This is a genomic window from Cystobacter fuscus (assembly GCF_044360685.1).
Taxonomy (GTDB): Bacteria; Myxococcota; Myxococcia; order Myxococcales; family Myxococcaceae; genus Cystobacter; species Cystobacter fuscus_C.
In genome coordinates, this window is record NZ_CP043491.1 from 9242176 (window position 1) to 9267045 (window position 24870).

A 24870-nucleotide genomic window follows, 5' to 3' on the forward strand; every position below is an offset into this window, starting at 1 on the left:
GGCGGGGCCGCTCCTCAGCGCAGGAAGGAGTGCAGGGACGTGGCATCCAGGGCGGCGGCGAGCGCCAGGGGCACCACCACCAGGGAGCCGGGCAGCCCGTGGGAGAGGGCGCGCAGGAAGCCCCGCGCATGTTCCTGGGAGGCCGCGTCGGCGTGCTGGAGGTTGCGGAGCACCGCGCGCGCGCCCAACCGCCACAGGAGCCCTCCGAGCGCCGCGAGCGCGAGAACGCGGGCCACCCCATCCGCCACCGGCTCCCCCAGCAGCTCGCGCCACGAGAGGTACACGGTCCCCTGGACGAGCCGCGCCACGACGCAGGCGCCGGCCACGGCGACGAGCGCGGTGGCCAGGGGACGGCACCACCGCAGGGTGGTGGGGGCGCGCAGGCAGCGCCGGAGCACCCCGCGCCACGAGTCCCCCGTCGAGGCGGGAGGCCCCTCGCGGTAGCCGAGCGCGGGCAGCGCGAGCACGGCGTCCGCGGAGAGCTCCCAGACGAGGGCGAGGACGCGCGCGAGCAACGTGCGGCGCTCCAGCGAGAGCAGGTCCACGAGGGGCTCGGTGAGGGGATGGCGGCTGACGAGCTGGTCGAACGCGGCGTCGAACGCATCCACCAGGGTCAGCAGCCGATCATCGAGCGTGTCCGCCGCGGCGTGGACGCCCACGGCGATGAGCGCCAGCAAGCCCAGCGGCATGAAGGCCCACCGGAAGAGGCCGAGGAAGCGCGAGAACGCGGTCAACGAGACCTGGGACACGGGACGCTCCGGACGAGGGGCCCACGCATCAACGCACCAGCCCCGCCGAAAGGTTTGTCCCACCCACGGCGCCCGCAAAGCAAGACGCCCTCCCCCGCCGGAGCGGAGAGAGGGCGTCTGTCACCTCACGCCGCCCCACGCGGGACGCGGGGCGGAGGAGTCACATCAGCTCAGGCCTTGGCGCCGGGCTGGGTGGCCTCGGTGGTGGAGGCGGTGGCCTCGACGGGCGCGGCGGCGGGGACGCTGCCCTGCTGGGCGGCGGCGCGCTCGGCCATGGCCTCCTTGCGCGACAGGCGGATCTTGCCCGTCTTGTCGATGCTCACGACCTTCACGAGCACCTCGTCACCCTCCTTGAGGATGTCCGAGACGCTCTTGACGCGCTTGTCGGACAGCTCGGAGATGTGGATGAGGCCGTCGGTGCCGGGGAACAGCTCCACGAAAGCGCCGAACTCGGCGATCTTGCGCACGGTGCCCGTGTAGATCTTGCCGATCTCCGCCTCGCGCGTGAGCGCCTGGATCATCGCGATGGCCGACTTGACCGAGTCCACGTTGGAGCTGGCGATGTCCACGCGGCCCGAGTCGTCGATGTTGATGACGGTGCCGGTGCGGGCGATGATGTCCTTGATGACCTTGCCGCCCGGCCCGATGACGTTCTTGATGAACTCGGGGCGGATCTGCAGCGTGGTGATGCGCGGCGCGAAGGAGCTGATCTCCTTGCGCGGCTCGGCCATCGTCTTGAGCATCTCGCCGAGGATGTGCAGACGGCCCTGACGCGCCTGCTCCAGCGCGCGGCTCATGATCTCCGTGGTGAGGCCGGTGATCTTGATGTCCATCTGGATGGAAGTGATGCCCTGGGCGGTGCCGCACACCTTGAAGTCCATGTCGCCCAGGTGGTCCTCGTCACCGAGGATGTCCGAGAGAATGGCGACCTTGTCGCCCTCCTTCACCAGACCCATGGCGATGCCGGCCACGGGCGCCTTGATGGGCACGCCCGCGTCCATGAGCGCCAGGGTGCCGCCGCACACGGAGGCCATGGAGGACGAGCCGTTGGACTCGAGGATCTCCGACACGAGGCGGATGGTGTACGGGAAGCGATCGCTCGCGGGCATCATGTTGCGCAGGGCGCGCTCGGCCAGGGCGCCATGGCCGACCTCGCGACGGCCGGGGCCGCGCAGGGGCTTGGTCTCGTTCACGCTGAAGGGCGGGAAGTTGTAGTGCAGCATGAACTTCTTGAAGGACTGGCCGTTGAGCAGCTCCAGGCGCTGCTCGTCCTCGGTGGTGCCCAGCGTGGTGACGACGAGCGCCTGCGTCTCGCCACGGGTGAAGAGCGCACTGCCGTGGGTGCGCGGGAGCACGCTCACCTCACAGGAGATGTTGCGCACCTCGGCGTGGCCACGGCCACCGATGCGGCCGCCGTCCACGGTGAGCGTGCGCATGTGCTCGTACTTCAGGTCCTCCACCACCTGCTTGGCGTGCTTCTCCACCAGCGGGGTGTAGGCCTCGGCGAGCGACTCCTTGAGCTTCGCCACGGCCTCCTTCTTGGCCTTGGAGAGCGCGTCGTAGCGCGCGTGCTTCTCCTTGATGGTGTAGCCCTGGACGATGCCGTCCCAGGCCAGCGCGCGCACCTTGGCCTTGAGGTCCTCGGCCACCGCGGGGATGCGCTCGTAAGAGCGCTCGGTCTTGTTGAGCGTGCGGCGCAGCTCGTCCTGGAGATCCAGGGCGGGCTGGGCGGACTGCTTGCCGAACTCGAGCGCGGCCACCATGTCCGCCTCACTCACCTCCTCGGCGCCACCCTCCACCATGACGATGGCCTCGCGGCTGACGGCCAGGACGATGTCCATGTCCGACTGCTCACGCTGCTTGGCGGTGGGGTTGGCCACGAGCTTGCCGCCCACGCGGCCCACGCGGATGCCGGCGATGGGGCCGTTGAAGGGGATGTCCGACACCCACAGCGCCGCGGAGGCGCCGGTGATGCCGTGCACGTCCGCCTCGTGCTCGGGGTCCGAGGAGATGACGCTCGCGATGACCTGGGTCTCGTAGGCGTAGCCCTCGGGGAAGAGCGGACGCATGGAGCGGTCGACGATGCGGCTGGCCAGCGTCTCCTTCTCCGTGAGGCGCCCCTCGCGCTTGAAGTAGCTGCCGGGGATGCGGCCGGCCGCGTACAGCTTCTCCTGGAACTCCACCGTGAGCGGGAGGAAGTCCACGTCCTTCTTCTCACGCGCGCTCACCGCGGTGACGAGCAGCATGGTGTCGCCATAGCGAACCACCACGGCGCCATCGGCCTGCTTGGCCAGGTGGCCCGTCTCGATGCTCAGCTCGGCCTCGCCAATCTTGACGCTCTTCTTCAGGTGCATAGTCCGTCTTGCCTTGTGACTGTCTGGTGGCCCCCCGAGCCGCGCGCGCCCCGTCCTCGCGAAGAAGACCGGAGACCACGCACCTCGCTGTGAGGCCGGTGGGGTGGATGCGGTCGCCAGGCCTGGAACCAGGCACAGACAGGCAACCGCGACTGTGTACTGCGGTGGGGCGCCTTCGGAAGCGCCGGAGGGATACGCCGGAGTTTTGATCCCTGCTCGCGCGGGCCCACCTGCCTGAAGGTGACTTCAGGGGTCGGCCCGTCCGAACGAAAACCAAAACGTCCGTCTCGTCTCCACCGTCCTTCTTGAGCGCTGACAACAACTCGGGGCGCCGGCTCATGCCAGCGCCCCGGGTTTTTCAAGGCCTACTTGCGGATGCCGAGGCCCTCGATGAGCTTCTTGTAGCGGTTGGCGTCCTTGCTGCGCAGGTAGTCGAGCAGGCGGCGGCGCTGACCGACCAGCTTGAGCAGACCGCGGCGGGAGTGGTGGTCCTTCTTGTGCGTCTTGAAGTGCTCGGTGAGCATGGTGATGCGCTCGGAGAGCAGCGCCACCTGCACCTCGGGAGAGCCCGTGTCGCTCTCGTGGGTGCGGTACTTCGAGACGACCTCTGCCTTGCGGTCCTGATGCAATGCCGACATGTGATTCCTTCGCTTCTCTTCCCGCTCCGGAGTGAGGTACTGCGGTCGCCACGGTCCGCGGAGGGGTACAGACCGGGTCTCCAGCTTCTAATAAACCGGGCGCTTATAAGCGTCGCCCGGATGAGCGGTCAACCTTAAGCGCCCGGGGGACTGCTCGGAGGGGGACGCGACAACAGGAAGAGGTGGAGCCGCCGTCCAGTCGACAGTCCCGTCCCCCCCAGGGCGAGCTCCTCGAGGGAATGGGAGTCCAGGGCCAGGTGCACGTAGGAGCCGCCCGTGGCGGGCCTGTCCCCGGCGAGGTGCTGGCGCAGCCGGGGGTAGAGCGAGAGCAGGGTCTCGAACACGTCGCCCACGCCCGCGTGGCCGGGGACGCCGAGGCTCACCTCGCGGCGACCCTCGAAGAGGGGGCGCAGGGGTGGAGGAATCACCACGTTGACGTCGAGCGCCCGGGCCACGCTAGACGAGCACACGCAGGTAGCGCAGCCGGCCGCGGACCACCTCGGCCACCGCGAGCAGCACGCCCGAGGGACCCACCACGCGCACCCGGCCTGGATGCGCGGGGGCCTCGACGGGCACGCCATGGGACACCCGCTCCGCGTCCGCCGCGCTCACCAGCACCGCGGGCAGGTCCACGAGCGCCTCGGACACGGGCAGCAGGCGTCGCACCAGGGCCTCGGGCTCGCGCACCAGCGCGGGCACGTCCGCCAGGGGGAGCGCATGGGCGAGGGAGAAGGGCCCGCTCGCGGTGCGCCGCAGCGCCTCCAGGTGGGCCCCACAGCCGAGCGCCCGGCCCACATCATAGGCGAGCGTGCGCACGAAGAAGCCCTTGGAGCAGCGCACGGACAAGCGGAGCTGGTTGGCGCTGAAGTCGCGCAGCACCAGCTCGTACACCGTCACTTGGCGGCTGGCGCGCTCGACTTCCTCACCCGCGCGCGCCAGCTCATACAGCCGCTTGCCGCCCACCTTCACCGCCGAATACATGGGCGGCACCTGCTCGAAGGTGCCCCGGAAGCGGCCGAGCACGTCCTCGAGCAGCGAGGCGGTGAGCGGGGGCACGGGCGCCTCGGCGACCACCTTGCCCTCGGCGTCCTGGGTGTCCGTCTCCGCGCCCAGACGCACCACGGCGTCATAGGCCTTGTCGCCCTCGGTGATGAAGCCCGCCACCTTGGTGGCTTCCCCTAGACACAGGGGCAGCACCCCGGTCGCCATGGGGTCCAGCGTGCCGGTGTGGCCCACCTTCTTCACCCGGAGCAGACCACGCACCTGTCGAACCACGTCGAAGGACGTGGGGCCCTTGGGCTTGTCGATGACCAGCACGCCATCCATGCTCAACTACCCACCTTCCTTCTCCTTCACCTCGCGCAGCAGCCGCTCGATGCGGTCTCCCCGCTCCAACGACTCGTCGAAGGTGAAGAATACTTCGGGCGACACCCGCATGTTCACCGCCTCGGTGATCTGCCGGCGGATGAAGCCCTTGGCCGCCTCGAGCCCCTTGTGGGTCTCCTTGCGCTCCTGCTCGCTGCCCATCATCGAGTAGTAGATGCGCGCGGTCTTCAGGTCCGGCGACACCTTGACGCCGGTGATGGTGATGTAGCCAATGCGCGGATCCTTCAGCTCGCCCCGGGTGAGCATCCTCCCCATGGCGGCCTGGATCTCCTGGCCCACGCGCTCCGGCCGATTGCTCGTACTCATTTCTTCTCCCACTCCCTCGGATTGCGCAGGCTCCGGGCACGCGCCCGGACCTCGTCCTCGGACAGCGAGCCCCGCCGTTCCGGAGGGCTGCTCGGCTGTCCGCCCTCCCGCTTGCCCGGGCGGCGCTCCCAATCCACCATGCCCTCGGCCTCGGCCATGGAGCGATCTCCCCGGCCCATGCCGGCGATGAGTTCCTCCAGGTCCGCCTCCGGCCCCGCCTCGTCGTCATCCCCGTCGATGCCGCCCTCCTCCTCGTCCTCCTCGGCCCGTGCGGCGGACGCGGAGCGCGTGGGGGTGTAGAGCGTGTCGCCAAAGCCCATGATCTCCGTCTGCCGGGACAGCAGGGGCGCGACGTACATTTCCTCGACGAAGTGGATGACCTTCTCCATCTGCTCGTCGACGTGGCGGCGGTCGTTGCCCACCACCGTCAGCCCGAGCGTGGCCTTCTGCCACAAATCCTGATCATCCACCTCGGCCACGGCCACGTTGAAGCGAGCCTTCAAGCGATCCGTGACCCGGCGGAGGACCTGTCGTTTGGCCTTGAGGGAGCCACTTTCCGGAATCTGGAGGGTCAACCGCGCGACACCCACGAACATGACTCTAAGCCCCTCGTCCCGGTGACCGCGCCGCGAGAGGCGGGCCACCGGGAGCAATCCCGGTGGTGGAGAACGGCGACCCCGAGCGGGACTAGCTCAGGCTCGGCCGCGTCTCCTCGATCTCGTAGGCCTCGATGATGTCGCCCGGCTTGAGATCGCTGTAGTTCTCGATGCCGATACCGCACTCGAAGCCCTGGGCGACTTCCTTCACGTCGTCCTTGAAGCGTCGCAGCGAGGCCATCTTCCCCGAGTACATCTGCTTGCTGTCGCGCAGCAGGCGGATGAAGGCGCCGCGCTTCATGACGCCATCGAGCACCGCCGCACCGGCGATGGTGCCCAGCTTCGGCACGTTGAAGGTGTTGCGCACCTCCGCACGGCCCAGCTTGCGCTCGGTGCGGATGGGCTCCAGGAGGTCTTCCATGGACTTGCGCACGCCGTCGATGAGCTCGTAGATGATGCCGTAGGTCTCCAGCGTCACCTCCTGGGCCTTGGCGGCGGCCTCGGTGCCGGACTCGGGCTTCACGTTGAAGCCCACCACCATGCCCTTGGAGGCGGCCGCGCGCATCACGTCGCCCTCGGTCATGGCGCCCACGCCCGCGTGGATGATCTCCACCCGGACCTTGTGCGTGGACAGCTTCTGCACCGCTTCCTTGACGGCCTCGGCCGAGCCCTGCACGTCCGCCTTGATGACGAGCCGCAGCTCCTTGGGACCACCGCCCGCCTTCGTCTTGGCGAAGAGCTGCTCGAGCGTCTCGCGGGTGTTGGCCTTGCCCAGCTCCGCCTCCCGGCCCTTCATGGCGCGGTGGGTGGCGATCTCCTTGGCGGCCTTCTCGTCCGCCACGGCGTTGAGCGCCTCACCGGCGGTGGGGACACCGGACAGACCGATGACCTCCGCCGAGTAGCCCGGGAGCACTTCCTTCACGGCCTCGCCGCGGCTGTTGTTCATGGCGCGCACGCGGCCGAAGTGGGTGCCGGTGACGACGGCGTCGCCCACCTTGAGCGTGCCCTCCTGCACCAGCACGGTGGCCACGGGACCGCGGCCCTTCTCCAGCTTGGCCTCGATGATGGCGCCCACCGCCGGACGGGACGGGTTGCTCGTGAGCTCGAGCACTTCCGCCTGCAGCGCGATGTTCTCCAGCAGCAGGTCGATGCCCATCTTCTGCTTGGCCGACACGGGGACCATGATGGTCTCGCCGCCCCACTCTTCCGGAGTGAGCTCGTAGTTGGCCAGGTCCTTCTTCACGCGGTCCGGGTTGGCGCCCGGCACGTCCATCTTGTTGATGGCGACGACGATGGGCACCTCGGCGGCCTTGGCCTGCTTGATGGACTCGATCGTCTGGGGCATCACGCCGTCATCGGCGGCCACCACCAGCACCACGATGTCCGTCACGTTGGCGCCGCGGGCACGCATGGCCGTGAAGGCCTCGTGGCCCGGCGTGTCGAGGAAGGTGATGTCGCCGCGCGACGTCTTCACCGAGTAGGCACCGATGTGCTGGGTGATGCCACCGGCCTCGCCCGCCGCCACGTTGGCGGCGCGGATGGCGTCGAGCAGGCTCGTCTTGCCGTGGTCGACGTGGCCCATGACGGTGACGACCGGCGGACGCGGACGCTCGTCCTCGGGGCGCACCTCCACCTCGGGCAGGAAGTCCTCGACCTCGAAGCCGGCCTTCTCCACGCGCCAGCCGTAGTCGGTGGCGATGAGCTCGGTGGTCTCCGCGTCGATGACCTGGTTGGCCGTGGCCATCTTGCCCAGGCCCATGAGCTTCTTGATGAGCTCGTTGGTGCGCACACCCATGCGCTGGCCCAGGTCGGACACGCTGATGCCCTCCTGGATCTTGATGACCTTCTTCTCCTCGGCCATCTGGGTGATCTGCGTCTTGGCGCCCTTCTTCGTGGGCTTCTTCTTCTTGCCACGAACGGGGATGGTGACGCGGCCCCACACCAGGTCCGTCATCTCCTGCTTGGAGATGCCGCCCTCGGTGCCCGGAGCGCCCTTCTTGCCACGCCCGCCGGCCTTCTCGTTCTCCTTCTTCTTGGAGACGTCGACGAGCTCGCGGCCCCGGCCCAGGTGGTCCGGAACGACCTTGTACTCGCGCTTCTCACCGATGGCGCTCTTGCCCGGCGCCATGGGGTACTGCCGGCCCGCGCTCGTGGTGGGCGTGACGCGGCGCACCTGGATGAGCGGACGCGAGATGACGACGGCCTGGGTGGCCGTGGGACGCAGCGAGCGCGGATCCTGCGCGACCTGCTGATGAGGCACGCCGCCCACCATGTGGGTCGGCGACGTGGTCGCCCCGCCGGCGGGAGGAGCCGCCTGGGCGCCGACCGGAGTGCCCGGAGACGAAGGACGCACCGGCGCCGAGGACGAGCCACTGCGCTGGTACTGGCTCGGCCCACCGCGCTGGTACTGGCTGGGTCCACCCGGACGGCCACCCTGACCACCGGGTCCACCGGGACGGCCACCCTGACCACCGGGTCCACCCGGACGGCCACCCTGACCACCGGGTCCACCGGGACGGCCACCCTGACCACCGGGTCCACCCGGACGGCCAGAGCCCGACATGCCGGGTCCACCCGACGAAGGGGACCGCTGGGGTCCAGAAGAGGGATGCGAAGGCGTCCGGACAGCGGGCGGAACCGCCGAAGGCGGCGGGCGGGTAGGCAAGTGGGGTGACTCCTTGAAAGAGGATGCCGGCCGCGAGGCGGCTGGGGCAGGGGTCGGAGCCCGAGGGGGCTCCACCGCCCGGGGCGCCTCGGCGGCGGCGACGGGAGGCTGCGGGGCAGCAGGGGTGGGAGGCGTCGCGGCTACCGCGGGAGCGGGAGCCTCGGCGCGAGGAGCCTCGGCGGAAGCCGGGGCGGCGGCCTCGGCCCGGGGGGCCTCGGCGGCGGGAGGAGGAGGCGGCGGCGCGGCCACCGGGGCGGGTGCCTCGGGGGCGGCCGACACCGGCGCGGTCACGGCCGGAGCGGGCGTGGAAGGAGCGGGCGCGGCCGGGCTCTCCGCCACGGGCGCGGCGATGGGCGGGGCCTCGGCACGAGGGGGCTCGGGAGGCGCGACCACCACGGCGGCGGCGGCCTCGGTGGCGGCCGGCTCGGTGACCTCACGCGGCAGGTCGACGGAAGCGGTCGAAGCCGCGGAGGCGGGTGCCTCGTCTGCCTGCTCGGCGGAGGGCGCGTTCGACGGGGCCTTGCGGCGCACCACGAACCCCTTGGCGGCCACGGGCGCGGCGGCCTGCTTCGGCTTGCGCTTGTCGAGGATCCGCTGCACCGCGGAGGTGGCCTGGTCGTCCTCGAGCGAGGACGAGTGGCTCTTGACGTCGTAGCCGAGCGCGACGAGCTCGGTCACGACCTCTTTGTTGTCGAGCTCGACCCCGTGGTCCTTGAGCTCCTTGGCAATCTCGTGAACTCGCTTCTTCGACATACCTTGCTTGGCCTTTTGCTCCGCCGGCTACCAGGCGCAGCACCCTAATCCAAAAACGTGTGTGAGTGGTGCTAACGCCCACTCCCTCCGGTCGCTCCACCCCGGCCCGAGACCGACTCCAGCGCCTGTCCCAGGAGCGACGGGTCGACCGGACCCGCCTTTCCCCGGAAGGCCCTACCGAAGGCCTTCCGCTTCACCGCCGCCGCCAGGCACCCCACCCCACAAAGATAAGCTCCCCGTCCAGGGAGCGTCTTCCGCCCATCCACCACCACCCCCCCTTCAGGCCCCACCCCCAATCGGATGAGCTCCTCCTGGCTGCGCCTCGCGCCGCAACCGATGCAGCTTCGCACCGGACCGGCCCCTACCGGCAACTCTTCTCTACTATTAGTACTGGAGCGGGCTTTCAGGCGCATCCCCTCAGCCATCCAAGCGAGCTTACGACATTACCGCGAACTAAGCGCCCGCCGGCTCGGCGGAGGGCGAGGAAGCGGACGAGCCCCGCTCCGCGTTGAGTTCCGCCCGGAGCCGGGCTTCCTCCACCAGATAGTTCTCCGCCGCGCTCTTGAGCTGGCGGGCCTTCTTGATGCCGACGCCCGGGACGTCGCCCAGCCGGGCCAGGTCCTTCTCGTTGGCGATGTCCTCCACCGACTTGTACCCGGCCAGCACCAGCTGCTCGATGGCCTTCTCGCCCATGCCCCGCACGCGCGCCATGCGCTCGGTCTGACTGAGCTCGTCCGGATGGCGGCGCGCCTCGGCCTGGCGGGCCTGCTCGCGCTCGCGCTCCATGCGGGACAGCTCCGCGGCATCCAGCCCCATCTGCTTGCGCGCCTCCTCCTGCATGGCCGGCACGCGCGAGGGGTCCACGCCCGGAATCTGCGACAGCACCTCCGCATTGGCCTCGGCGATGTCCTTGGCCTGACGGAAGCCGTGGGCGTAGAGCGTCTCCACCAGCATCTCGTTGACACCGGGCAGCGCGCCCAGGGAGCGGTTGGCGAACTCGCGCATCTCGCGCACGCGGCTCTCGCTGTTGATGTCCAGCTTCCAGCCGGTGAGCTGCGCGGCCAGGCGCACGTTCTGGCCCCGGCGGCCGATGGCCAGCGACAACTGGTCATCCGGCACGATGAGCTCCATGGCGTGGTTGGCCTCGTCGATGATGACGCGGCTGACCTCGGCGGGGGCGAGCGCCGAGCACACGAAGCGCGCCGGATCCTCGTCGAAGGGGACGATGTCGATCTTCTCCCCGCGCAGCTCCTGCACCACCGCCTGCACGCGGCTGCCCTTCATGCCCACGCACGCGCCCACCGGGTCCACGTCCGCGTCGCGGCTGGACACGGCGATCTTCGCCCGTCCACCCGGCTCGCGCGCCGCCGCCTCGATGACCACGATGCCCTCGGCGATCTCCGGCACCTCCATCTCGAAGAGCTTGGTGAGCAGGTTGACCGAGGCGCGGCTGAGGACGATCTGCGGGCCCTTGGACTCGCGCAGCACGTCGAGCACGTACGCCTGGACGCGGTCGCCCGCGCGGTACGTCTCGCGCGGCACCTGCTCGCGCACCGGCAGCACCGCTTCGGCGCGGCCCAGGTCCACGATGATGTTGCCGCGCTCGAAGCGCCGGGCGATGCCGGTGACGATCTCGTTCTTGCGGTCCTTGTACTCGTTGAAGACGTTCTCGCGCTCGGCGTCGCGGGTGCGCTGCAGGATGACCTGCTTGGCCGTCTGGGCCGCGATGCGACCGAAGCCGCGCCGGAACGTCTTGAGCCGCAGGATGTCCCCGTACTGGTTGTCCTGGGCCTTGGCCTCCTCGGCGTCCTCGTCCCGGTAGAAGATCTGGAACACGAGCTCGTCGCCCGGCTCCACTTCCATGCCCTTCTTGTGGGCCTCGTCGAGGGGAATCTGGTTCACCGCCTGGATGGGATCGGTGATGGTCTCCACCACGGTGATGGCCTGGAAGAGCTCCACCACGCCCTTGTCGGCGTCGTACTTGGCCTCGAGGTTGCGCTCCTGGCCGAAGTGCTTCTTGGCCGCGGTCGTCATCGCGTCCTCGAGCGTGGAGATCAGGACGCTCCGCTCGATGCCCTTGTCCTTGGCCACCTGGTCCAGGACGAGGTTGAGGTTGATGGTGGGATTGGCTGGCGTGGGCATCTTCTTCTCCAAAAGGATCCACGGGCGCGCCCGCGCGAGGGCGCACCCTGTATGTGGACTGCTAGAACTCGAACTCCAGATTGGCCTTGGCGATGTCCTTGAAGGGGATGCGGAACGAGCCCGCTCCTTCCACGTCCACGCTGATGGCGTCGGCCGCCACCTCGGTGAGCGTGCCGGTGAAGTTCTTGCGTGGCGGCTCCCCGATGGGCCCGAAGGTCTTCACCTTCACTCGCTGGCCCTTCACCCGCTCGTAATGCTGGGGCTTCTTCAGGGGACGGTTCACGCCCGGGCTGGACACCTCCAGGTTGTACTCGTGGGGAATCAGGTCCTCCACGTCCAACACCGTATCCACCGCCCGCGACACCTGCGAGCACTCATCCAGGCCCACCCGCCCACCGGGCTTGTCGATGAACAGGCGCAGGACCCAGCCCTCGTGCTCGCGGACGAACTCCACCTCGAGGAGCTCCAGCCCCTCGCCCGCAACGATGGGCTCCAGCACCGTCTGTGCCTTCGCCTCCACCGTCTGCTTGATGTTCTCCGCCATAGGCCGCTTCGAAAACTCCGGACTCCCAAAAACACGAAAAGCGGGCACGGACGGCCCACTTTTCGAGGAACTGCGTCGAAAAATGTCGGCGGCGTCCCTAGCACACGCCACCTCGGGGTGTAAAGGAAGACGCACCCCTTCCTCCGTCAGCAAAACACTCCCCCCGGGCACAAGGATTCCCGGGGTTTCCGCGACAAGGAGGCGGTTATAACGACGCCATGCACCTCATCGCCGCTGCCCAGATGGTGTCCACCTCGGACAAGGCCCACAACCTCGATTCAGCCCTCCGGCTCGTCCGGCGGGCAGCCGACCTGGGAGCCCGCATCGTGGGACTCCCGGAAAACTTCAGCTGGATGGGACCGGAAGCCGAGCGCTCCGCCGCCGCCGAGACGCTCGAGGGCCCCACGCTCTCGCGGATGGCGGAGGTGGCACGCGAGCGCAAGGTGACGCTGCTGGCCGGCTCCATCCTCGAGCAGGGGGCGCCGGGGGGTCGGCTCTACAACACCACGGTCCTCTTCGGCCCGGACGGCTCGCGCCTGGCGGTGTACCGGAAGATCCACCTGTTCGACGTGGACGTGGGCGATGGCACGCCCTACCGCGAGTCCGCGGCGGTGGCCCCCGGCACCGAGGTGGTGGTGGCGGACACGGAGGCGGGGCGGATGGGGCTGTCCATCTGCTACGACCTGCGCTTTCCCGAGCTCTACCGGCGCCTGGCGGCGGGAGGGGCCACGCTGCTGGCCGTGCCGGCGGCCTTCACGCTGATGACGGGCAAGGATCACTGGGAGGTGTTGCTGCGCGCGCGCGCCATCGAGAACCAGTGCTACCTCTTCGCCCCGGCCCAGGGAGGGCGGCACTCGCCCCAGCGCGTCACCTGGGGCCACGCCATGGTGGTGGACCCCTGGGGTCTGGTGACGGCCCGGGCCTCCGAGGGCGAGGGGCTCGCCGTGGCGGCGATGGATACCGAACTGCTCGCGCGCATCCGGCGCAATCTGCCTTCCCTGCAACACCGTCGGCTGGAATGAAGCAACCAGGCGGTTGGAGCAGCCCCCCCTGGGTGCCGGTTGCATTCCCCGGTAGACTGGGGGGCTGGACCCCCCGTGAACAACCGCTGGTATTCGATGATGTTCGTCCTCGCCCTCTCGGCCCTCGGCGTGGCCTGCCCCGCCGATGAGAAACCCGTCGCGCCGGTGCATGTGCCGGCCGCACCACCCCCGGTGCGCCGCGCCCAGCTCAAGGGGCTGCATGGGGACGTGAAGGTCAAACGCGCGGCTGGAGACGAATGGCTCCCCGCCCAGGAAGGCATGGCGCTCTTCGAGAATGACAAGGTACGCACCGTGGCGGGAGCAGGAGTGCAGGTCGTCTTCGAGCAGGGCAGCGTGGTGAACCTGGGCGAGGACGCGTTGATCGGCATCGCGGAGACGCGGCCCCGCCCCGGACAGGAGCGCACGGACCTGACGGTCTTGCGCGGACGGGTCGACGCCGAGCTGGAGGACTCCTCGCGCCAGTCGCTCTCCGTCACCACCCCCGCGGCCACGGTCCGGGCCGGAAGGGACATCGTGTTCCAATGAGGCTCTACCTTCTGATGGCGTTGCTGTCCCTCGCGCCCGGCGAGGTCGAGGTCCGCGCCGGCGAGTCGCTGGACCAGGTGGCCGAGCGCGCCCTGGGCGACCGCGACAGAGCCAGTGAGCTCAAGGCGCTCAACAAGTTGCAGGGCGACACGCTCGTGCCCGGCATGAAGCTGAAGCTGCCGGGGGCCGATCGGGACAAGGCGCAGATGGCGCTGGAGTCGGCGCGCAACTCGGTGGCGCAATCCGATCCCAAGTCCCCCCAGCACGAGGAGGCCCTGGCCAAGCTCAAGGAGGCCGAGTCCCACTTCCAGAGCGCGCGTTATGCAGAGGCCGCCCAGACGGCCGACGATGCCTGGAAGCGGCTGGCCGAGCGCCCCGCCCAGCCCACCCGGCTGAGCGTGGTGGTGAACGACCGGGGCGACACCGTGGTGAAGGCCGTGTCCGGCCGGGTGTCCGTGGAGGGCGGCGGCACCACCCAGGTCATCGAGGACGGGGCCAGTGTCCAGGTGGAGAAGGGACAGGCGCCGCGGGTGGTGCTGGGCGTGCCCCGCCCCACCCAGCCCGAGGACAAGAAGCGGCTGAGCGTCAAGCCCATCAAGAGCGGTCTGCAGCCCGTGCTCATCTCCTGGAAGGCGGTGCAGGGCGCCGAGAGCTACGAGGTGGAGCTGGTGCCCGACCAGGGCGAGCGCCGGGTGATGCCCGCTTCGAGCAACGAGTTGAAGGTGCCGCTCGCCGCGGGCTCCTACCGCTGGAGCGTGCGCGCCCTCTCGCGCGGCTCGCGCTCCGAGGCCTCGGCCGAGCAGGGCTTCGAGGTGGCGGAGCCCCCCGCCAAACCCCTGCGCGTCAAGGTGAAGTCCTCGAAGTGGAAGTAGCAGGGAGGTCCCTCCGCCATGCGGCTCTTCAAGACGCTCCTGCTGTTGATGCTGGTGGCCAGCCTGGTGCCCACGGTGATGGTGGGCCTGCTGTCCGTGTCCGACACGCGCGAGCTGCTGGTGCGCGACGCCCAGGAGATGGCCCAGGAGCGCGTCAAGCAGCTCAAGCTCAAGGCGGAGACCTTCCTGGCCGAGCCCACGCGCGCGGTGATGGGCATGGCGCGCGTGCCCCAGTTCTTCTCCCTCCCCCTCGAGCAGCAGCAGACCTACCTGCGCTCGGTGCTCAACCAGCGCCGGGAAATCCAGGCCATCACCGTCCTGGGACTGGATGGCCGCAGGCTGCCGGGCCTGCAGGCCTTCGCCGTCAGTGACGTGCCCCCCACGGCGCTCGCCGAGCACGAGGCACGCGCCATGGATCTGCTCGAGGGGCTCAACGGCCTGCGCTACGCGGACGTGGTGGGGCGCACCGACGGCGAGGCCGTGGTGACGTTCGTCTTCTCCGTGGGCGAGCCCATCCAGGGCTACATCGCCGCGGACGTGTCGCTCGGGGAGCTGCAGAGCATGCTCGCCCAGGAGCGCGTGGGCAGCACCGGCTTCGTCTACCTCACCGACGCCCGGGGCCTGGTCATCGCCGGCGGTGGCGGGCTCGTGGCCCACCAGGACGCCTCCAAGCGGCCCGTGGTGGCCTACCTCCTCCAGGACGTGTCGCGCACGCAGGACACGGACCTGCTCCACGTGGGCAACTTCGGCGAGGGCTCGGACGCCGTGGTGGCCGCCTACGCCACGCTGGCCGATCCCAACTGGGCCATCATCTCCGAGCAGCCGGTGGCGCTCGCCTACAAGCAGGTGGAGACGATGGAGCGGCGGCTGCTGCTCACCGTGCTCGCCGCCACGCTCGTCGCCCTGGGGCTCGCCGCCTTCTTCTCGCGCGGCGTCACCCGCCCCCTCAAGGGCTTCACCGAGGGCGCGCTGCGGCTGGCCCAGGGCAAGTTCGGCCTCGAGGTCAACGTGCCCCAGAAGAACGAGCTGGGAGACCTCGCCCGGACGTTCAACTACATGAGCAAGCAGCTGCTCGCGTACGACCACGAGAACCGCGGCCTCTACGAGAGCCTCGAGCAGGGCTACCTGGAAACCATCGTCGCGCTGGCCAACTCCATCGACTCCAAGGACTCGTACACCCGCGGCCACAGCCAGCGCGTGGGCGACGTGGCGGTGGAGATCGGCCGGGAGATGGGCCTGTCCGAGCGCGAGCTCAAGCAGTTGCAGTTCGGCGGCATCCTCCACGACATCGGGAAGATCGGCATCGTGGAGTCCATCCTCTGCAAGCAGTCGCGGCTCACCGACGACGAAATGGCCATCATGCGCGGCCACCCGGACATCGGCGACACCATCATCAAGCCCATCAGCTTCCTGGGCCCCATGCGCGCGTGCGTGCGCAGCCACCACGAGCGCTGGGACGGCACCGGCTACCCGGACGGGCTCAAGGGCGAGGACATCCCCCTGCTCGCGCGCATCGTCGGGTGCGCGGACACCTTCGACGCCTGCACCTCCACCCGCCCCTACCAGAAGGCCATGCCGCTGGAGAAGGCCATGGAGATCCTCGACAACCTGAGTGGCCGGCAGTTGGATCCCTCCGTGGTGGAGGCACTGCGCCGGGTGCTCAAGAAGCGCGGCGTGCGCGTGGAAGGGCACCGCCTGCCCGTGAAGCTGGCGTCGTGACGCCGCCACCTTCCGCCGCCCATCGCCCCGCTCCCGGTGGTAAGCAGCACCCGGGCCGACTCCTGGCCCCGAGAGAGGAATCGCCTTGAGCTTCTGGGATCGCATCAAGCCCGCCGAGCGCCCCCTGTCCGCCACCGAGGCGGAGGCGTCCGCGGACGGCCTCCACCTGCGCCTGCTCTGGGAAGACGGGCTGAAGACGGACACGAGCGCGCAGCACCTGCGCCAGCAATGTCCGTGCGCGGGGTGCGTGGACGAGTGGACCAACAAGCGCACGTTGGACGCGTCCCAGGTGCCCGCCTCGCTGCGCATCACCCAGGTGCAGCCCGTGGGCAACTACGCGCTCAGCTTCGTCTTCAGTGACGGGCACTCCACCGGCATCTACCCCTGGAAGCTGCTGCGCGAGCTCACTCAGCCCCGGGGCTGAGGCTCCCCCGGAGGCGCTCCCGTGAAAGAGTCCCGCTACCAGCTGGTGCGTCCGCTCGCCGTGGGAGGCATGGCGGAGCTGTTCCTCGGCAAGGCGCGGGGCGCGGGCGGCTTCGAGAAGCCCGTGGCCATCAAGCGCATGCTGCCGCACCTGGCCAGGGATCCCACCCTCGCCCGGATGTTCCTCGCCGAGGCGCGGCTCGCCACGCACCTGCAGCACCAGAACATCGCCAGCGTCTACGACGTGGGCAGCGGCGCCGAGGGTCTCTTCCTCGTCATGGAGCTGGTGGAGGGCTGGGACTTGAGCGTGCTGCTCAGCCACGCCCTGCGGCACGGCCAGCGCTTCCCTCCGCACCTGGTGGCCTTCATCGGCACCCAGGTGCTCGCCGGGCTCGTGCACGCCTACCGCCGCCTGCATGAGGGCCGCCCCGTGCTCACCGCCCACCGCGACGTGTCACCCTCCAACATCCTCGTGTCGCGCGAGGGCGAGGTGAAGGTGACGGACTTCGGCATCGCCCGCATCGAAGGCGTCTCCGTGGGCTCCCAGCCCGGCACCTTCAAGGGCAAGCTGCCCTACTCCGCACCCGAGGTGCTCCAGGGCGAGCCCGCCACCGCCACGAGCGATCAATTCGCGCTCGGCGTCGTGCTCCATGAGCTGCTCTCCGGACGCCACCCCTTCGAGCCGGGCGAGTCCGCGGAGCCCATGGCGCTCGCCCTGGCCATCATCCAGCAGGAGCCCGCGCCCCTCCCGGAGGAGGTCCCCCCCTCCTTGAGCGCGGTCATCCTGCGCGCCCTGGCGCGTGACCCCGCCCAGCGCTTTCCCCGGCCCGAGGACATGGCCGAGGCCCTGTCGCGCTACCTCGCCCAGAGCGGCGAGCCCACCAGTTCGCACGCCCTGGCCGGCTTCATCGCCCAGCTCCACCCGCCCCCCACGCTGCTCGAAGGGGACGGGCCCGCCGAGCAGCCCCATGCGCAGACCCACACCCTCCCCCACCTCACCCTCTCCCCCAACGCCATGAAACTTCCCGACTCCGAACTCCCGCCCGAGGAGGACTGGGATGAGGTGCCAGGTGGCCCCGCGCTCAACACGAGTGGACAGGTCGTCCGGACCGAGCCCGAGGCCACCCCCCCGCTCGCCTGGCGCTGCGGCCATTGCCATGCCCCTCTTCCCGAGGATGGAGCCCGGTGCCCGCGGTGTGGCCAGACCCAGCCCCCCGTCATCACCCCCCTCGGCCGGGACAACACACCGCTCGAGCTCGCGTCCCCGTCCCGGACACCACAGCGGGCGGAGTTCTCCCCGCGGGAGCTCGGCGGGCCCCACGCCGCCCACGCCGCGCCCCCGCGGCTCGCCGAACGGACCTCCCGGCCCGACAACACCTACGTGCCGGTCGACATGCGCGGCCCCTGGCGCCGGCGCCTGCGCTCCCTGTTGACGATGCTGCTCGTGCTGGGAGCCGTCGGCGGAGCGCTCTGGGTGGCCTGGCCCCACGCACAGCCCCTGCTCGCGCGGCTGCGCGCCACTTCGGGCCTCGCGCCCCCCACCGCCGCCATCCTCTCCATCCAGAGCACCCCTTCGGGCGCCACGGTGAGCGTGGACGGCAAGGTGGTGGGCACCACCCCCCTGTTCATCGACAACATCTACCCCGAGCAGGACGTCCCCGTGCGGCTCACCCTCAAGGGCTACAAGCCCTGGAAGGGCACCTTCACGGGAAACCAGCCGGTGTCGCTCGACATCCAGCTCAAGCGCTGAGGGCGAGCACGGAGCCCGTGCCTCACTTCACCAGACGCAGGTGGCCCCGCCGGGGCTCGGGCGGCTCGTCCTTGGGGCCCTCGGCCTCAGAAGGAGGCAGCGGCGCCTCGGGCTCCGGCGGAGGCAGCACCTCGCGCAGCACGGCCCGGGGACGCTCCACGGGCGCCGGGGGCGGACTCGCCGCCTCCGTCACGCCCTCGGGCACCTTGGTCGTCACCATCGACTGCTGGAGCAGCTCGATCGGCATGTCGTCCGGATAGGCCCAGGACTCCTTCGTCACGTGGCTGGTGACGGCGAAGAGCGCGGACCAGGGCACGGCCACCTTGAAGCGGCTCCCCGAGAAGCTCAGCGTGCAGCGCACGCCCCACTCCCCCACCGTCAGGTCCGGCGGATCGAACCGGTAGGAGAGGTTGAGGCGCAGATGGGACTCATCGCGCAGCGAGTGGGGGACGAGCACCCCCGGACGGCGCGCGTCCAGGTGGATCATCACCATCCCCCTGTCGAGCGCGGCGAGCAACCGCGCCTTCTTCTCGGGAACCTTATTGTCCATCGCCGTCGCCGGCGGGAGGGGGGGCGTCTCAGCGACGGCGCATCGCCCGGTCCATCTCCCGCTTCGTCTCCCGTTCCTTGATGTCCTGCCGTCTGTCTTCGTGGGTCTTCCCGCGGCACAGCCCGAGCTCCACCTTGGCCCGGCCCTGCTTGAAATACATGAGCAACGGGATGATGGAATAGCCGCGCTCGCGCACCTTCGCCATCCAGCGGTCGAGCTGCTCGCGGTGCAGCAACAACTTCCGGCCCCGCAGGGGCTCGTGGGAGAAGAAGCTGGAGGGGTTGTAGGTGCCAATGTGGGCATTGAGCAGGAAGAGCTCGTCGCCCTTGGGCAGCGCGTACGCGTCCGACAGGTTGACCGTGCCCGCGCGCAGCGCCTTCACCTCGCTGCCGGTGAGCATCAGGCCCGCCTCCAGCTTCTCGTCCACGGAGTAGGTGGCGCGCGCCTTGCGGTTCTCCGTGATGATCTTGATGCCGGGCTCACCCGTCCCGCTCTTCCCGCCGCCCTTACCCTTCGCACCCGACATTCTCGCGTGTCCCTCTAGCCCTCGATGGGCTGGTTGTCGATGAGCCGGGTCTTCCCGGCGAAGGCCGCGACGATCATCCTCGCGGGCTGCCCCGGCGTCACGGCGGACAGCGGCTTCAACGACGTGGCATCCACCAACTCCACATAATCCTCGCGCAGCCCCGCCGCCGCCAGTTCACGGCGTACCACGTCGACGAGCGCCGCGGCCTCGCGAGTGCCCCGCTGGCAGAGCGCCTGGGCGGCGGCCATTCCCCGCGACAGGGCGAGCGCCCGGTGACGCTCCTCCGGCGACAGGTAGGCATTGCGCGAACTCATGGCGAGCCCGTCCGGCTCGCGCACGGTGGGCATGCCGACGATCTCCACCCCCAGGCACAAGTCGCGCTCGAGGGCGCGGATGACCTGGAGCTGCTGGTAGTCCTTCTCCCCGAAGAGGGCCACCCGGGGCTTGAAGAGACACAACAGCTTCGTCACCACCGTGGCCACGCCCTGGAAGTGGCCGGGCCGGCGCGCGCCGCACAGGCCCTGGCTCACCTCCCCCACCGTCACCGACGTCTGGAAGCCGGGCGGGTACATCTCCGCCGGCTCGGGGGTGAACACCGCCTCCGCCCCGGCGCTGGCGCACTTGGTCAGGTCCCCCTCCAGGTCGCGCGGGTAGCGCGACAGGTCCTCGTTGGGACCGAACTGGGTGGGGTTGACGAAGATGGAGGCGGCGACGACGTCGGCCCGGCGGCGTCCCTCGCGCATCAACGACAGGTGGCCCTCGTGCAGGTAGCCCATGGTGGGCACCAGGGCCAGGCTCCGGCCCGAGCGGCGAAGCGACTCCACCCAGGCCACGGTCTCGGCGACGGTGCGAAGGACGAGCGGGGCCATGGGCTAGACCGGAGCTCCGTAGATGGGACCCACCTTGTCAGCCACCTCGGCGGGCAGCGCGTCCGTGACGGCCGGCTGCGTGGGCATCAACCGCACGGGCTGCTGCTTACCCTTGAAGGAGTGATCCTCGTCCGGGAAGCTGCCCGAGCGCACCTCGGAGAAGAAGGCGCCCGCCGCCTCGGTGATGGAGCCGTGCAGGTTGGTGAAGCGCTTGACGAACTTGGGCTTGAAGTCCGGGTTCATTCCCAACAGGTCGTAGCAGACGAGCACCTGGCCATCGCAGTGCTTGCCGGCGCCGATACCGATGGTGGGGATGGTGAGCTTCTGGGTGATCTGCCGCGCCAGGTCCAGCGGCACGCCCTCGAGCACCAGCGAGAAGCACCCGGCGCGCTCCAGCGCGAGGGCGTCGTCCATCATCTTGCGCGCGGCGTCCTCGTCGCGGCCCTGCACCACGTAGCCACCCATCTTGTGCACCGACTGCGGCGTGAGGCCCAGGTGCCCCATGACGGGAATGCTGGCGCGCACGATGGCCGACACGACGTCGGCGAACTCCGCGCCCCCCTCGAGCTTCACGGCCCCCACGTTGCCCTCGGCCACCAGGCGACCCGCGTTGCGCACCGCCTCCTGCACCGACACCTGGTAGCTCATGAAGGGCATGTCACCCACCACCAGCGCCCGCTTCGTGCCCCGGGCGACCATCGCCGAGTGGTACACCATCTGATCCATGGTGACCGGCAGGGTGGAGTCGTGGCCCTGGACGACCATGCCCAGCGAGTCCCCGATGAGCAGAACGTCGGCTCCGGCCTCGTCGAACAGCCGGGCGAAGGTGGCATCGTAGGCCGTGACCATGCAGATCTTCTGTCCGGCCTGCTTCTGGCGCTTCAGCGTGTGGATGGTGACCTTGTCCTTCACGGTTCACCTCCTGTGGTGAGGGGTAGGGTTCCTGCGGTGCGAGCATGGACGTCCTTCAGCGTCCCCGAGGGGATCGCCTTGGACGGCCACCGAGGAACACTCTAACGCCCTTGGGCGCGCCGTGGGGCCCCTGTTTGAGACCGGGCGGACGAACGGGCGCCGCTCAGGCGCGCTTGCCCGGAGATAGCTGCGCCCGGTCGATGGACGCGAGCAGACCCTTCAGGTCACCTTCGTCGTGGACGAAGTCGATGTCCGACGTGTCCACCACCAGCAACGGCGTCTCCGTGTAGCGGGAGAAGAAGTCGTTGTAGGCGTGGACGAGCTCCTCCAGATAGCCCGCGTCGAACTGGCGCTCGAACTCGCGGCCCCGCTTCTTGATGCGGTGGAGCAACACGTCCAGACGGGCCTTCAGGTAGATGACCAGGTCGGGCCGGGTCACCCGCGGCGCGAGCGCCTCGAAGACGCGCTCGTAGAGGGCCAGCTCGTGCGAGTCCAGCGTCAGGCACGCGAAGATGCGATCCTTGGCGAACAGGTAGTCGCTGACCGTCACCGACTGGAACAGGTCCGTCTGGAACAGCTCCTGCTGCTGCTTGAAGCGCGAGAGCAGGAAGAAGATCTGCGTCTGGAAGGCGTACTTCTGCCGGTCCGAGTAGAAATTGGCGAGGAAGGGATTCTCCTCGACGATCTCGAAGATGCGCCGCGCGCCGAAGCGCCCGGCGAGGATGTTGGAGAGACTCGTCTTGCCGACGCCGATGGGCCCCTCGACCACGATGTAGCGGTTGTCCATCCGCTTCGAGACCTCCCGAACTTCGCTGGAACTCCACCCGAGCGCGCGGCCCCACGGCCACGGCCCACGGCGGGGCGGGGATAAGAGCACGGGAGGCGCGAGCGGGCAATGTTCGCGCTCCTCGCGGGCACGCCGGGCTTGACGGCCAGAGAGGCGTCCACTACCAGGGATGCCCACGCGCGGAAGCGAGCGGGACACGCGAGGACCTGGAGCGATGAGCCGACGTCAGCGAGCGAGGACGATCACCGAGTTGGAGCCCTCCCCGGCCCCAGCCACCGGCACGAACGAGCCTCCCCCTCCGCCGGATCCCCTCTACGGCGTGGCCCTGCTCAAGATGGCCCTGGAGCTCAAGCGCCAGCGCGAGACGTCCCCGGAGGAGATCCTCCGCGGAGTGCTCGCGCGCATGCGGCTGTCCGAGGTGGAGTTCCGCGCCTGGCTCGCGCAGCAGGGCGAGCTGGCCAAGGTGTTCGGCGGCCCCTGAGCACGGGCCCCCGGGCCCGCTCAGCGCGCGGCCAGCCAGCCCTGGAGCACGGTGTCCACGGCGTTGCTCAAGGACTTGCAGAACGAGTACTCGGTGCGAAGCCGCTCCACGGGTGAAGCCGCCTCGAAGCGCCGCGTCTCGAAGAAGAGCGCGTACACCACCTGCTCGCCCACCTTGGAGCGGATGCCCAGGTGCTCGCCCTGCACGTCCATCTGCGGCAGCAACATCCGATCCAACGAGCGGTACACCCGGGCCATGTCCCGCGTGGCGCCCACGAAGGCGTCCTCGTCGACGACGGGAATGGGTGCCGGATCCCCCCACTGCAAGAGCACCCGCCCATCCACGTGAGCGAACACCGCGTACACCACGCCGAAGCGCTGGAGGATGGGCTCCAGGGTCTCCACGGGCAGGGGCTTCATCACGCGCCGCGCCCTTCCTCCACGGGTCCCAGCGCGCGCTCGAGCGCGGCGAACTCCACGGACGAGAGCGTCTCCGCGCGCCGCGTGGGATCGATACCCGCTGTCGCCAGGGCCGCGAGGAGCTGCTCGTGCGTGCCCAGCGACTTGTCGGACTTGAGCGAGTTGATGAGTGTCTTGCGGCGCTGGGCGAAGCCCGCCTTCACCACGCGGATGAAGCGCGCGCCATCCACCACCGGCGCCAGGGGCTCGGGGCGGCGGATGAGCCGCAGCACCGCCGAGTCCACCTTGGGCGGCGGATGGAAGCGCGCGGCCTCGATGTCGAAGAGGTTCTCCGCGCTGAAGTAGAGGCCGAGGATGGCGGTGAGCAGGCCGTACTCCCGCCCACCCGGCTCCGCCGACAGCCGGTCCACCACTTCCTTCTGCAGGGTGAAGACGGCGCGCGTCACGTGCTCGCGCTGCTCGAGCACCTGGAAGAGGATGGAGCTCGTCAGGTGGTAGGGCAGATTGCCCGCGACCTTCACCTCGGGGGCGCCCGCCACCTCGGCGAAGTCCACCGTGGCCGCGTTGCCATCCACCACGCGCACCCCGGGGATGGCCTCCTTCTCCAGCACCGCGATCATGTCGCGGTCCTTCTCCACCACCGTCACTGCCGCGCGCGTGGCGGCCAGGAAGCGCGTGAGGTGGCCCAGGCCCGGACCCAGCTCCACCACGGGCTCGCCCTCGCGCAACTCCAGCGCGTCGGCGATGGCCTCCAGCACGTCCGGATCTCCCAGGAAGTTCTGCCCCCAGCTGTGCTTGGCCCTCAGGCCATGGCGCTGGAGGATTTCACGAGGTGTCTGCACGAGGTCCTTCCCTTCACATGCGCCAGGCGGGATCCGCGGACAGACTGAAGTCACCCCTCAGTCCCCGCCTCCAGGCCTCGTAGCCCGCCACGGCGATCATCGCCCCATTGTCCGTGCACAACCGCACCGGGGGAAGAAAGAGCTTCAGGTTGCGCTCCTGGGCACGCTCCAGGCAGAGCGAGCGCAGGCGCGAGTTGGCCGCCACGCCGCCACACACCACCAGGCGCTGCAGCCCGAGCCGACGCGCCGCGGCGACGAACTTGCGGCTGAGCGCGTCCGCCACCGCCTCCTGGAAGGAGGCGCACAGGTCTGCCAGGGCTTGGCCCTCGGGCATGCCGTGCTTCTTCACGTGGTGCAGCACCGCCGTCTTCAGCCCGGAGAAGGACCAGTCGAAGTTCTCCGCGCCGGGCAGCGCGCGGGGAAAACGGATGGCCTCCGGGTTGCCCTTCTGGGCGAGCTGATCGATGGGCAGGCCCCCCGGATAGGGCAAGCCCAGGATGCGCGCCGTCTTGTCATAGGCCTCGCCCGCGGCGTCGTCGCGGGTGCTGCCCACGAGCCGGTAGTGGCCATAGTCGCGCACCTCGTAAAGGCTGGTGTGCCCGCCGGACACCACGAGCCCGAGGAAGGGCGGCTCCGGGGCGTCCTCCAGCAGCCGGATGGCGAGCAGGTGGCCCTCGAGGTGGTTGGCGCCCACGAAGGGCTTGCCGGTGGCGAGGCTCAGCGACTTGGCCACCTGCACGCCCACCAGGAGGGCGCCGATGAGGCCCGGGCCCGAGGTGACGGCGATGAGGTCCACGTCGTCGAGCGTCTTGCCCGCGCGGGTCAGCGCCTCGTGCAGCACGGGCATGACCTGCATCACGTGGTTGCGGCTGGCGAGCTCCGGCACCACCCCACCCCATCGCCGGTGGATGTCCACCTGGGTGGAGACGACATCGGAGAGCACGCGCCGGCCGTCCTCGACGAGGGCGGCGGCGGTTTCATCACAGGAGGTTTCGAGTCCGAGTACGAGCAAGGGCACC

At 69.7% G+C, this 24870-nt stretch carries 26 protein-coding genes; 7 read left to right on the forward strand and 19 right to left on the reverse strand.

What is annotated here, in order from left to right; all coding sequences use genetic code 11:
• Positions 1-14 precede the first annotated feature (14 nt).
• From F0U63_RS37785 to rimP, 11 genes are all read right to left on the reverse strand, one after another.
• Positions 15-749: a hypothetical protein gene (locus tag F0U63_RS37785; protein ID WP_395837870.1), complete on the reverse strand. Its 735-nt coding sequence runs from the start codon at positions 747-749 to the stop codon at positions 15-17.
• 170 nt (positions 750-919) lie between these two features.
• Positions 920-3103, reverse strand: coding sequence for a polyribonucleotide nucleotidyltransferase (gene pnp / locus F0U63_RS37790; protein ID WP_395837872.1), 2184 nt, complete (start codon positions 3101-3103; stop codon positions 920-922).
• A 365-nt stretch (positions 3104-3468) separates the two neighbouring features.
• On the reverse strand, positions 3469-3741 hold the full coding sequence (gene rpsO, locus F0U63_RS37795) for a 30S ribosomal protein S15 (RefSeq protein ID WP_002632487.1): 273 nt from the start codon (positions 3739-3741) through the stop codon (positions 3469-3471).
• A gap of 134 nt (positions 3742-3875) precedes the next feature.
• Positions 3876-4196 (reverse strand): hypothetical protein, encoded by a 321-nt coding sequence (locus tag F0U63_RS37800; RefSeq protein WP_395837874.1) that lies wholly within the window; start codon positions 4194-4196, stop codon positions 3876-3878.
• A 1-nt stretch (position 4197) separates the two neighbouring features.
• On the reverse strand, positions 4198-5067 hold the full coding sequence (gene truB / locus F0U63_RS37805; protein WP_395848487.1) for a tRNA pseudouridine(55) synthase TruB: 870 nt from the start codon (positions 5065-5067) through the stop codon (positions 4198-4200).
• A gap of 6 nt (positions 5068-5073) precedes the next feature.
• Positions 5074-5433 carry a 30S ribosome-binding factor RbfA gene (rbfA, locus tag F0U63_RS37810; protein WP_002632491.1) on the reverse strand — a complete coding sequence of 120 codons (360 nt, stop codon included), beginning with the start codon at positions 5431-5433 and terminating at the stop codon, positions 5074-5076.
• A complete protein-coding gene (locus F0U63_RS37815) occupies positions 5430-6029 on the reverse strand; it encodes a DUF503 domain-containing protein (protein ID WP_395837876.1) in 600 nt (199 codons plus the stop codon). The genes rbfA and F0U63_RS37815 overlap by 4 nt, the downstream gene beginning before the upstream one ends.
• Positions 6030-6120: 91 nt before the next feature.
• Positions 6121-9447: a translation initiation factor IF-2 gene (gene infB / locus F0U63_RS37820; RefSeq protein ID WP_395837878.1), complete on the reverse strand. Its 3327-nt coding sequence runs from the start codon at positions 9445-9447 to the stop codon at positions 6121-6123.
• Between the two features lie 71 nt (positions 9448-9518).
• Complete coding sequence (locus F0U63_RS37825) at positions 9519-9872, reverse strand: YlxR family protein (protein ID WP_395837880.1); 354 nt, start codon at positions 9870-9872, stop codon at positions 9519-9521.
• Positions 9873-9900: 28 nt separating this feature from the next.
• Positions 9901-11589: a transcription termination factor NusA gene (gene nusA, locus F0U63_RS37830; RefSeq protein WP_395837882.1), complete on the reverse strand. Its 1689-nt coding sequence runs from the start codon at positions 11587-11589 to the stop codon at positions 9901-9903.
• Positions 11590-11650: 61 nt separating this feature from the next.
• Positions 11651-12133, reverse strand: coding sequence for a ribosome maturation factor RimP (gene rimP / locus F0U63_RS37835; RefSeq protein ID WP_395837884.1), 483 nt, complete (start codon positions 12131-12133; stop codon positions 11651-11653).
• A 218-nt stretch (positions 12134-12351) separates the two neighbouring features.
• Between rimP and F0U63_RS37840 the strand changes: the two genes are divergently transcribed.
• The 6 genes from F0U63_RS37840 (at position 12352) to F0U63_RS37865 (ending at position 18465) form a co-directional block, all read left to right on the forward strand.
• Positions 12352-13155, forward strand: a complete 804-nt coding sequence (locus F0U63_RS37840) for a carbon-nitrogen hydrolase family protein (RefSeq protein WP_395837886.1) — start codon at positions 12352-12354, stop codon at positions 13153-13155.
• A 96-nt stretch (positions 13156-13251) separates the two neighbouring features.
• Positions 13252-13701: a FecR domain-containing protein gene (locus tag F0U63_RS37845; RefSeq protein WP_395848488.1), complete on the forward strand. Its 450-nt coding sequence runs from the start codon at positions 13252-13254 to the stop codon at positions 13699-13701.
• The gene (locus tag F0U63_RS37850; protein ID WP_395837888.1) at positions 13698-14573 is read left to right on the forward strand and encodes a LysM peptidoglycan-binding domain-containing protein; all 876 of its coding nucleotides are present in this window, start codon (positions 13698-13700) and stop codon (positions 14571-14573) included. The genes F0U63_RS37845 and F0U63_RS37850 overlap by 4 nt, the downstream gene beginning before the upstream one ends.
• 18 nt (positions 14574-14591) lie before the next feature.
• The gene (locus F0U63_RS37855; protein ID WP_395837890.1) at positions 14592-16292 is read left to right on the forward strand and encodes an HD domain-containing phosphohydrolase; all 1701 of its coding nucleotides are present in this window, start codon (positions 14592-14594) and stop codon (positions 16290-16292) included.
• Positions 16293-16377: 85 nt separating this feature from the next.
• On the forward strand, positions 16378-16716 hold the full coding sequence (locus tag F0U63_RS37860) for a DUF971 domain-containing protein (protein WP_002625022.1): 339 nt from the start codon (positions 16378-16380) through the stop codon (positions 16714-16716).
• 21 nt (positions 16717-16737) lie between these two features.
• Positions 16738-18465, forward strand: a complete 1728-nt coding sequence (locus F0U63_RS37865; protein WP_395837893.1) for a protein kinase — start codon at positions 16738-16740, stop codon at positions 18463-18465.
• Between the two features lie 22 nt (positions 18466-18487).
• Here F0U63_RS37865 and F0U63_RS37870 read toward each other — a convergent pair whose 3' ends face one another.
• The 5 genes from F0U63_RS37870 to F0U63_RS37890 all read right to left on the reverse strand — a co-directional run bounded on the left by F0U63_RS37870 (position 18488) and on the right by F0U63_RS37890 (position 22109).
• On the reverse strand, positions 18488-19015 hold the full coding sequence (locus F0U63_RS37870) for a ClpXP protease specificity-enhancing factor SspB (RefSeq protein ID WP_395837895.1): 528 nt from the start codon (positions 19013-19015) through the stop codon (positions 18488-18490).
• Positions 19016-19043: 28 nt separating this feature from the next.
• Positions 19044-19541: an SsrA-binding protein SmpB gene (gene smpB, locus F0U63_RS37875; protein ID WP_395837897.1), complete on the reverse strand. Its 498-nt coding sequence runs from the start codon at positions 19539-19541 to the stop codon at positions 19044-19046.
• A gap of 14 nt (positions 19542-19555) precedes the next feature.
• A complete protein-coding gene (gene panC / locus F0U63_RS37880; protein WP_395837899.1) occupies positions 19556-20410 on the reverse strand; it encodes a pantoate--beta-alanine ligase in 855 nt (284 codons plus the stop codon).
• Positions 20411-20413: 3 nt separating this feature from the next.
• Entirely contained in the window at positions 20414-21322 is a 909-nt protein-coding gene (panB, locus tag F0U63_RS37885) for a 3-methyl-2-oxobutanoate hydroxymethyltransferase (RefSeq protein ID WP_395837901.1), read from the reverse strand.
• Between the two features lie 163 nt (positions 21323-21485).
• Complete coding sequence (locus tag F0U63_RS37890; RefSeq protein ID WP_395837903.1) at positions 21486-22109, reverse strand: deoxynucleoside kinase; 624 nt, start codon at positions 22107-22109, stop codon at positions 21486-21488.
• A gap of 214 nt (positions 22110-22323) precedes the next feature.
• On the opposite strand from F0U63_RS37890, the gene F0U63_RS37895 reads away from it, so the two are divergent.
• Positions 22324-22590 carry a hypothetical protein gene (locus F0U63_RS37895; protein WP_395837905.1) on the forward strand — a complete coding sequence of 89 codons (267 nt, stop codon included), beginning with the start codon at positions 22324-22326 and terminating at the stop codon, positions 22588-22590.
• A 20-nt stretch (positions 22591-22610) separates the two neighbouring features.
• Here the strand turns inward: F0U63_RS37895 and F0U63_RS37900 are convergent, their stop codons facing one another.
• Genes F0U63_RS37900 through tsaD form a run of 3 tightly spaced genes read right to left on the reverse strand, consistent with a single transcriptional unit; the run spans position 22611 to position 24863 of the window.
• Entirely contained in the window at positions 22611-23012 is a 402-nt protein-coding gene (locus tag F0U63_RS37900) for a hypothetical protein (RefSeq protein WP_395837907.1), read from the reverse strand.
• On the reverse strand, positions 23009-23851 hold the full coding sequence (gene rsmA, locus F0U63_RS37905; protein WP_395837909.1) for a 16S rRNA (adenine(1518)-N(6)/adenine(1519)-N(6))-dimethyltransferase RsmA: 843 nt from the start codon (positions 23849-23851) through the stop codon (positions 23009-23011). The genes F0U63_RS37900 and rsmA overlap by 4 nt, the downstream gene beginning before the upstream one ends.
• 13 nt (positions 23852-23864) lie before the next feature.
• Positions 23865-24863, reverse strand: coding sequence for a tRNA (adenosine(37)-N6)-threonylcarbamoyltransferase complex transferase subunit TsaD (gene tsaD / locus F0U63_RS37910; protein WP_395837911.1), 999 nt, complete (start codon positions 24861-24863; stop codon positions 23865-23867).
• Between the last annotated feature and the right edge of the window lie 7 nt (positions 24864-24870).